We start from the raw sequence: 3,169 nt of genomic DNA on the forward strand, positions 1-3,169 counted from the left end.
GGGGCAGAAACTGGGCTGCCAGCAACGTCTTGAGTGCCGCTGAGAGCCTGCCCATAAATTTTCTCCTGGAGATGCGCTGAATCGGATCAAGCATGTTTGGGTTGGTATCGAACGTGACGCTCCTTAGTCAACAGGTTCCTCGAACAACTTAACCATGATCACCAGAGGATGCAACCGCTCGCAGGCAACAGTGAGCGTCACTCAAACCGGCGCTTGCACCTTTCAGTCGTGCATTCGTCGACCGATCTGTGATATCTACGTCAAAAGCATCATTATAATTTCGCTCAGCGTATGTGGATATAGACATATCCGCCGCTGCCGTACCCGAAGGCTTCGAACACGTGATGGTAATCACACGCCAACCCTTTGTAAAAGGCGTCGAAGGATACCTGGTAGGGCATAAGCTGTTCGGGGTCTACGTCGAGCATGGTGACCCGCTCGGAGGTGGAGTCGTAGGCGCCCACCGGCGATATGTGGGGGATATTCAAGGTTGGGACCAGACTGCCCTGGTCAAAATGGGCGATGATCAGGCAGTTGCCGTGGCGATCAAACTCGCGTAGCCGCTTCTTAAGTCTTGCACGGATCGGCGATTTCGGAGTTGCATTTTTGGGTGTCTGGACGATATCGACGGTTCGAACCTTCAGATCATAGGCAGTGATGCTGTCCTTGACCACCTGGCCCAACAGCGGCAGCGGCAGTCCGCGGCGTCCCCGGTATCCGCCGTCGCTCATACGTTCTTTCCAGTGGCCGGTGGTCACACGGTCGAGGATGTCGGTTTGACTGATGGGATGGGTATCGTTGTTTTCCAGGGATCTGATGGCGTTGATGCACGATACCACGCTGGCCACCGAACACGAGGAATCGTGAAATTGCTTGACATGGTATCGCCAGATAGCCTGTTTAAGTGGATTCCATTGGGGCCGGGCAGGGGAATGGACGGTTCTAACCCGGTCGCCTTTAAAAGCACCGGTTCCGGTCATGCGGTGAAAGCCGTACCGGGCGTAAAGGTACGGGCGAATCAGGTTGCGCAGCAGGTTCATCTCCACCCCTCAGGCGTAAAAAAGTAGTCTAAAATATGATCATTGATCGGATTCATTCAAGCAGTTTGCCCGAGTCGTTGCGAGATAGTTGCCGGTTTTTGTCAATTATTTGTCAGATTCTGTCCGGTTTTCCGGACACATCTTGGTGTGGCAACGATGCGTTTTGTATCGAAAGACAGCACTGACAAGGCTCCGGGGACGACCTTGATCAGTGGTATTATTATTGCAGTTCTGTTATATGGTTGGACACCCAAACGGAGGCCTACAAGGAAGGGTCGACATGCATCACAAACGTGTAAGGTTATGGATCATCGTCTTTTCGGTCTTGCTCGGCCTTTCCCATTCACCCGTTCATGCCGCCGAAGAACCGTTTCCCCTTTACCCGGTCATCGATCCAAATGTGACGTTTTGGACGACTATTTATGCCCGCTATTCAACCACCCAGGCCGTCGTTCACGACAGCGTTCATCTGGATATCGTTTACGAGGTGATCGACCTTAAACCCGCCGACCATCCGGGCGCCCGGAAAATCAACCGCCGGCGAATGAAAAAGGCCGGTCAAAAGGTTGAATCGGTATTGAAGCGCCTGGCAGCCGATCCCTTGGCAGAAGATGCAGACTGCCGACGGGTGGCTGCGCTTTTTGGACCCGGGGCCGTTGCACGCACATTCAGCCATGCCCGTCATCGGGTTCGCTGTCAGATCGGTCAGCGGGATCGCTTCCAGGCCGGTCTGATTCGTTCCGGCGCATACATCGATCGGATGCGCGCCATTTTAAAATCCAACGGGGTGCCCGACGACCTGGCTTATCTGCCCCATGTGGAATCCTCTTTTAACACCAACGCCTACAGCAAGTTTGGTGCAGCCGGGATGTGGCAGTTTACCCGGTCCACGGGCAAGCGATTCATGACTGTGGATTATGTGCTGGACGAACGGCGTGACCCCCTTGCCGCCGCCCAGGCGGCGGCACGATTGCTGAAGGAAAACCACGACCGGCTGGGCAGCTGGCCCCTGGCCATCACGGCATACAACCACGGTGCCGCCGGCATGCAGCGGGCCAAGGCCGCTCACGGCGATTATCCCGAAATTTTCACATCCTATAAAGGCCGCACCTTTAAATTCGCTTCGAGGAATTTCTATTCCGAATTTCTGGCTGCCCGCCGCGTCGCATCGAATTACCAGCGTTATTTCGGGCCCCTGACCCTGAATGCCCCCATTCGATCGAGGACGGTGAGCCTGGATGGTTTTGCGGCATTCACGGATCTTTGTCGCCATTTCAAGGTTTCCCCAAAAGTGGTCCGGACCATGAATCCAGCCCTTCGGCCACCGGTGTTCAGCGGTCAGAAATATATCCCCAGGGGATACGTCCTGAATCTTCCCGCCCCCGCCGAATCAGACGGCATATCGTTGGCCACTATTCCTTCGGATCTATTCAAAACAGCTCAGAAAGCAAGCCGGTTCTACACGGTTCAGAAAGGGGATACAGCCGGCAAGATCGCCCGGATGCATCGTGTGAAGCTAAACGACCTGATTCTGGCCAACAATATGGATCGACGGGCAACCGTTTATGCCCGGCAGACCCTTCGCATTCCCCAGGCCGGGGACTCGGTCCCCAGCGAAAAAACCCCCCAACCGCCGATACCGCGGGGTCCCGTGGTTCTTTTTGCGGGCGGGGAAAGTGCAGACACATCTGTTGCCATCCCCGAGAATATTCCTGTGGAAAGCCTGGTCGCCCGATACCGTCGTCCGGGGCCATCTCCTGCTGATCTTATCGCAATGGCCGTCGTTGAACCCGAAAACGCGCCGGAAAATACGATCGACAATGATTGGGGGACAGAGCCAGGTATCGTCAACGCAGATGTCGGTTTTGCCCGGATCATCCAGTTCAAACGGCAAACGGTGGGTGTCATACAGGTCGAGGTTGAAGAGACCCTCGGCCATTATGCTGAATGGGCCGGTGTCCGTGCCTCACGGATCCGTCGCCTGAACAACATACCCTATGGCCAGCCGCTGCAATTGCACCAGAAGATTAAAGTTCCACTGGATGCCATAGCAGCCGCGGATTTCGAAGCCCGACGTTACGATTTTCACAAGCGGCTGCAGGAGGATTTCTTTGCAGCCTATCGTGTGG

The 3,169-nt window shown here is 55.2% G+C and carries 2 protein-coding genes; one reads left to right on the forward strand and one right to left on the reverse strand.

The window, feature by feature from the left end; genetic code table 11:
* Positions 1-284: 284 nt before the first annotated feature.
* Positions 285-1,040 (reverse strand): phytochelatin synthase family protein, encoded by a 756-nt coding sequence (locus QNK41_RS14585; RefSeq protein WP_319258177.1) that lies wholly within the window; start codon positions 1,038-1,040, stop codon positions 285-287.
* A 280-nt stretch (positions 1,041-1,320) separates the two neighbouring features.
* On the opposite strand from QNK41_RS14585, the gene QNK41_RS14590 reads away from it, so the two are divergent.
* A partial coding sequence (locus tag QNK41_RS14590; protein WP_319258179.1) for a lytic transglycosylase domain-containing protein occupies positions 1,321-3,169 on the forward strand: 1,849 nt, incomplete at its 3' end.

The organism is Desulfosarcina sp., assembly GCF_033791525.1.
Taxonomy (GTDB): Bacteria; Desulfobacterota; Desulfobacteria; order Desulfobacterales; family Desulfosarcinaceae; genus Desulfosarcina.

Excerpts from the sequence above, each read along its gene's own strand:
- QNK41_RS14585 (WP_319258177.1), bottom strand. The coding sequence starts at position 1,040 with ATGAACCTGCTGCGCAACCTGATTCGCCCGTACCTTTACGCCCGGTAC.